Annotated in this window: 4 protein-coding genes; 2 read left to right on the top strand and 2 right to left on the bottom strand. The window is 35.4% G+C overall.

Annotated elements, in window-relative coordinates:
• Positions 1-445: 445 nt before the first annotated feature.
• On the top strand, positions 446-982 hold the full coding sequence (locus B371_RS0101565; RefSeq protein WP_019412569.1) for a superoxide dismutase family protein: 537 nt from the start codon (positions 446-448) through the stop codon (positions 980-982).
• A gap of 218 nt (positions 983-1,200) precedes the next feature.
• Here B371_RS0101565 and B371_RS0101555 read toward each other — a convergent pair whose 3' ends face one another.
• The gene (locus B371_RS0101555; protein ID WP_019412567.1) at positions 1,201-2,355 is read right to left on the bottom strand and encodes an MFS transporter; all 1,155 of its coding nucleotides are present in this window, start codon (positions 2,353-2,355) and stop codon (positions 1,201-1,203) included.
• Positions 2,356-2,468: 113 nt separating this feature from the next.
• Here B371_RS0101555 and B371_RS0101550 point away from each other — a divergent pair, with 113 nt between their 5' ends.
• Positions 2,469-3,332 carry a D-alanyl-D-alanine carboxypeptidase family protein gene (locus B371_RS0101550; protein WP_019412566.1) on the top strand — a complete coding sequence of 288 codons (864 nt, stop codon included), beginning with the start codon at positions 2,469-2,471 and terminating at the stop codon, positions 3,330-3,332.
• A 533-nt stretch (positions 3,333-3,865) separates the two neighbouring features.
• Here B371_RS0101550 and B371_RS0101545 read toward each other — a convergent pair.
• Complete coding sequence (locus B371_RS0101545; protein WP_019412565.1) at positions 3,866-4,414, bottom strand: DUF3231 family protein; 549 nt, start codon at positions 4,412-4,414, stop codon at positions 3,866-3,868.
• Positions 4,415-5,006 lie beyond the last annotated feature (592 nt).

Raw genomic sequence — 5,006 nt, 5'->3', positions numbered from 1 at the left:
CGCCTGTAACGGAAATCAGTAGGCTTAAATAGAAGGCTATCTTATTAAAGGACCGGGCGACTTTGCCCGTTTTTTCTTATATTGATTAGAAAATATAAATGTGAATATCAGAATAACAAATGATTATACTTCTTTCACATTTGTGGAATCTGAGTTTTTTCTAGTAATCGAAAATTGATTTATGGAGTAATCATAGCAATGGGTAGTATCATCGAAGTAACCTTTATTATTAAGGGTCAATTATGTCTTTTTTTGTATGACCTTTTTATTTGATTAAACTAATGGAATTCGTGCAGTCTTGAACGTTAAGTAAAATGGATGAAAGTCGATGTCCATTTTTTTGCTGCTCTTTTGTAGGGTTTTGTTGATAATTTTAATGCAAATGTATAAATCCTGAAATATAAGCAATCATGTTAATGAGAAATCATTTCATGGAGGTTTTTTTGTGAAGAATTGGATAATCGTATGTATCCTATTACTAGTAACAGGATGCAGTCAACAAACAGAGTTAATTCCTGTTAGTGCTGAAATTGAAAATTCACTAGCTACCAAGGTTGTGGATTCTACTGGAAATGAAATAGGAACTGCCGAATTAACAGAAACGGAAGCAGGGGTAAGGATCCGGTTATTACTACAAGGGTTATCTCCCGGCGAAAAAGCAATTCATATACATGAAGTAGGAAGTTGTGACAAACCAGATTTTAAAACAGCTGGCAGTCATTTCAATCCCACTAATAAACAACATGGCTTTGAAGATCCAAAAGGCTATCATGCCGGAGACCTTCCGAACTTGAAAGTAACCAAAGAAGGAGAGGTTGATTTAGAAATTACATCACCGAGTGTGACTCTTACAAAAGGGAAGCCAAATTCTTTACTTGATAAGGATGGCAGTTCATTAATAATTCATGAAAACGCGGACGACTATATAACGGACCCCTCTGGGAATTCTGGTGACCGTATTGCATGTGCAGTTATAAAATAAAAAAGCTTGTAACCTAAACGGTTACAAGCTTTTTTGTTTTATTATCCTTATTGCTATCTTTTTTTCGATTTTGTAAAAGTTCGTCTATTTGGTGCATTAATAGGAGAACATCGAATTTAGAGATTTGTGACATATAGGTACACTCCTGTCTCGATTTTTCTTATTATACTGTTCGAGAGAAGATACTTTTTTGTGTCCGTACTTTATGAAAAAGATTTTTAGTAGGAGAACCTTTTTCTCGTTAGTAAAACAAGCAATACAGCTGGGAATGAAAAAACTGTCATCCCAAGAAAAGCATAGCCAGGATTAATCTCATACAAATAACCACCAGCGAAAGTTAATACTGCAATACTTAAACTCATGGCAAAAGCAGCGTACATACCTTGTGCTGCAGGAATTTGATCATGTGATAAACGTTTAGAAATAAATTGCATAAATGCGTAATGGGCTACACCGAATGAAAAAGCATGTAGCAGTTGCGTTAAAATAAAAACCCATAGAGAGGGGAAGGCAAAGATTAGAATCCAACGCAAAGTAGAGCCAATTCCGGCAATTAAAAACATTGTTGATACTTTTGTGTTTAAGAAGAGGGTGTCAGCACGTGCAAAAAACAAAATCTCTAAAAGAATAGCCACATTTAAGACTAAGCCGATATAAAAACTGTTCACCCCAAGGTCCTGTAAATAAATATAACCAAAATTATAATAGGAAGCATGTGCTCCTTGAAGTAGAATAGCAAGCGAGAGGATAATTACAAATGGTCTAAAAGAAAGTAAACTTTTAAAGTCGGATTTTTGGGCACCTTTTGTCACTTTCGGCTGAATCGACAACACTGGTGGGAAGGGACGGGTATAAAGATACCACATTACAGCAAGACCAACTAACATTACCCACAAAATAGATTGTTCTTTCCATATGGCTGTTGTAACCCCGATTAATAGAAGTGCTAACGTATAGCCAATGGATCCGAAAGATCTACTTTTTCCATAATGTATTCGCTCTTTTTGCATCAAGACAGAAGCGCTACTTTCCATGGCAGGCAATAAAACAGGGTAGACTATGCTGAACAAAATAGTAATGACGAGTAATGTTGCAAATGAATCGCCTATCGTATAAAAAGACATAGTAAGGAACGATAAAAATGCTGTCCATATCATAACCTTGCGAATTGAGAATAGCTTTGTAGCAGCAGGAAATAATACAAATGTTGAAAAAGCACGTGCTAGCATTCCGAAGCCCATAATGATACTTGCTTGAAAAACTGTGAGACCTTTTTCAGTTGTTAGCCAGCCTGTCCAAAAGGGAAGGAATACACCCCATGTAAAGAAGAATGTAAAGAAGTTAATCGATAACCATTTTTGAGAATTTATCATAAGTGAACCTCTAATCTATATCGAATATATTATAGCAAAAAGACGATGTCATGTACCATCTTAAAACAGTTTAATGGTAAAATAAAGGTACATTAAATGAAAGTAGGCTTCTCATGCAATCTCGTAAATATCGATTTAATAAAAACAATAAAAAGAAATGGCCAATTGTCGTATCAGGTATTATAAGTAGCATATTGATCATTGTCCCTTTGACTTGGTTAGGATTACATAACTGGAATCTTGATGATAGTTTATCTGCACTCAATCAAGAAACACAAACAACTCTTGAACCACAAGATAGTTCACAACAATCCAATGGAGAAGAAGATATTTCTATCGACGGACCAACTAAAACTAAACCACCTATCTCAACACCTGAAGAGCCAAAAGAAAGTCCCGAACCACCTGTAGAGAAACCAGCAAATAATACATATTTGCCAAATCAAGAACATCCAAATTCTCCAACTATTATAAATCAGTTGCTAGTAGTAAATAAAAGATACCCACTACCTAAAGATTACAATAAAGGAGAGGATCCAAAAGCTCGAGAATCATTTAATCAATTGGCTGCAGCTGCAAGACTAGATGGATTCGAACTGGTTGCCTTTAGTACATTCCGTTCATTCGAGAGACAAGAAACCCTCTACAACCAATACGTAGCAAAAGATGGACAAGAACTAGCGGATCAATATAGCGCTCGTCCTGGTTATTCTGAACATCAGTCTGGGTTAGCATTTGATATAGGTGAGAAAAACTTTGAACAGCATTGGGCCGCGCAATCCTTTGGTGAGACGCCGGCTGGAAAATGGGTCGCTCAAAATGCTCATTTATACGGCTTTATTTTACGCTATCCTTTAGGTAAAGAAGAGGTTACAGGTTACATGCACGAGCCATGGCACTTCCGCTATGTTGGTGTTGAATCTGCAACTGATATGTATACACACAAACAAACACTAGAAGAATACTTGGAACTATAACTAACATTCTTAGCTATATGAACAATTCGTTAGGCATAAAGATGTAAGATAGAAACTCAGCATTATTTTGTTGCTGGAGCTAATCCTCTTTCTTAATGCCGGTTAAATATTCAATTTAAACCGTTTCCTCATGGGTAGATGACATTTTAAATTACTGGTATTACCTTTTGTTACCTAAAAACAAAAGGTAATTTATAATTTTATCTGACCAGCTATTATTGTACAACAATAGGTTTAACATCGAATTGATCAATATAATAATAATTGGAAACCACTGAATCACATGACTTTATTAAAATTTTAGAGACTTGATAATTATGAATTGTTATTAGCACAGAGCCCCGAATTGATTTAGTTACTACTTATTCTCGAGTAATGGGGTAAGTAAGGAATTCTAAAATGAATGGACTACATTACAATCTAAAGAAGATGACTAGAAGTGCCGCCGCTATTACCTGATCATATAGTAAAAAAAGGGGCATCAATCCTTACTATGTTTCTTTTACGCGGAAATTGTGATCAAACTTAACTATTTATTTCTTCGGCATTGCGGGTGGTGTGAAATAGGGGGGAACCTTTATCCACCCTCTTTTACGCATCATATTTTTAAGTGAAGTATTAAAATTAACTTTTTCCAGTAAAAACTGTAAGAACATTTTACCTACATCATCACGGACAGCTTGTGTCATACCGTTTGTACATAATAAGATAGCCGTAACCTCTTTTAACGAAACCCCATTTGCTATTTCATCATCCGTCATCTTAACACCAGATGGGATGCCCACAGTTTCCGATTTTGGCTTATGTTCCGTTAAAGGTGGTAACGGTATCCCTTCATTCACTAGAAAATTTTTCATCGATTTTGTTTGTTTTTCACACGATTTCGCACTATCTCTTAACATCTCTTGCAATTCATCATCTGATGTTGTATTTAAAGCTATTTGAGTGAAAATATTAGCTTCGTGAATAGCCGCTAGAAACATCCAACAATTCATTACCTCTCCTACATGTAATGGTGCTCGTTCTTCATTGTCTAATTTATTTTGTAAAAGGCTTCCTAAAGATTCAAGAATATTGGACATAAAAAACCCTCCTTTCACTATATATTGCCCATACCAACCCAACTTATGAGTAAGAAAAAAGGCAATTACAAATACTAGGAACGACTTGAATACTAAAAGTAGACCTTTAACAAAAGCCATGTTTACCAAAAGTATTAAAAATCAATGCACGATTTTTAAAAAACATAAGAAAGTATATGACTATAGAGTACCAAAAACCCTGTATTCATAGTGTTTTTAGTATATGGAGACTAACATGAACTTTCCAGGTGGGATTCACGCTAAACCGATAAATGTAATTTTCACGGTGGAACTTACGCTAAACATATAAATGTAAAGGCGTGATTTCCTTTTTTAAAAGCACACAAGTAACCTCTTGAATTTCAGCGGAAGTGAAGTTTGTTCATTGATATTCTTGTTTAGTAATTCTATCTAAATCTAGATGTGGGTACTTTCATTTTAAAAGATCGGACGATTTTTTATATTTTCTTTTTGAACTATATTTGATTACGGTTATTTTAACCAGGTGAATGATTTACGTTCCAGGCTGCGACTCCAGTGGGAAAAGCGAGGCCAGGTGAGACCCCGCAGGCGCGCACAATGGAACAAAGGC

Source organism: Paenisporosarcina sp. TG20 (genome assembly GCF_000286315.1).
GTDB lineage: Bacteria > Bacillota > Bacilli > Bacillales_A > Planococcaceae > Paenisporosarcina.
Note: the sequence above shows the minus strand (reverse complement) of the source record. Positions and strands in the feature narration are given on the sequence as shown.

Bases quoted from the DNA above. Each gene is read 5' to 3' on its own strand.
- B371_RS0101550 (WP_019412566.1), top strand. From the start codon at position 2,469: ATGCAATCTCGTAAATATCGATTTAATAAAAACAATAAAAAGAAATGG.
- B371_RS0101555 (WP_019412567.1), bottom strand. From the start codon at position 2,355: ATGATAAATTCTCAAAAATGGTTATCGATTAACTTCTTTACATTCTTC.
- B371_RS0101545 (WP_019412565.1), bottom strand. From the start codon at position 4,414: ATGTCCAATATTCTTGAATCTTTAGGAAGCCTTTTACAAAATAAATTA.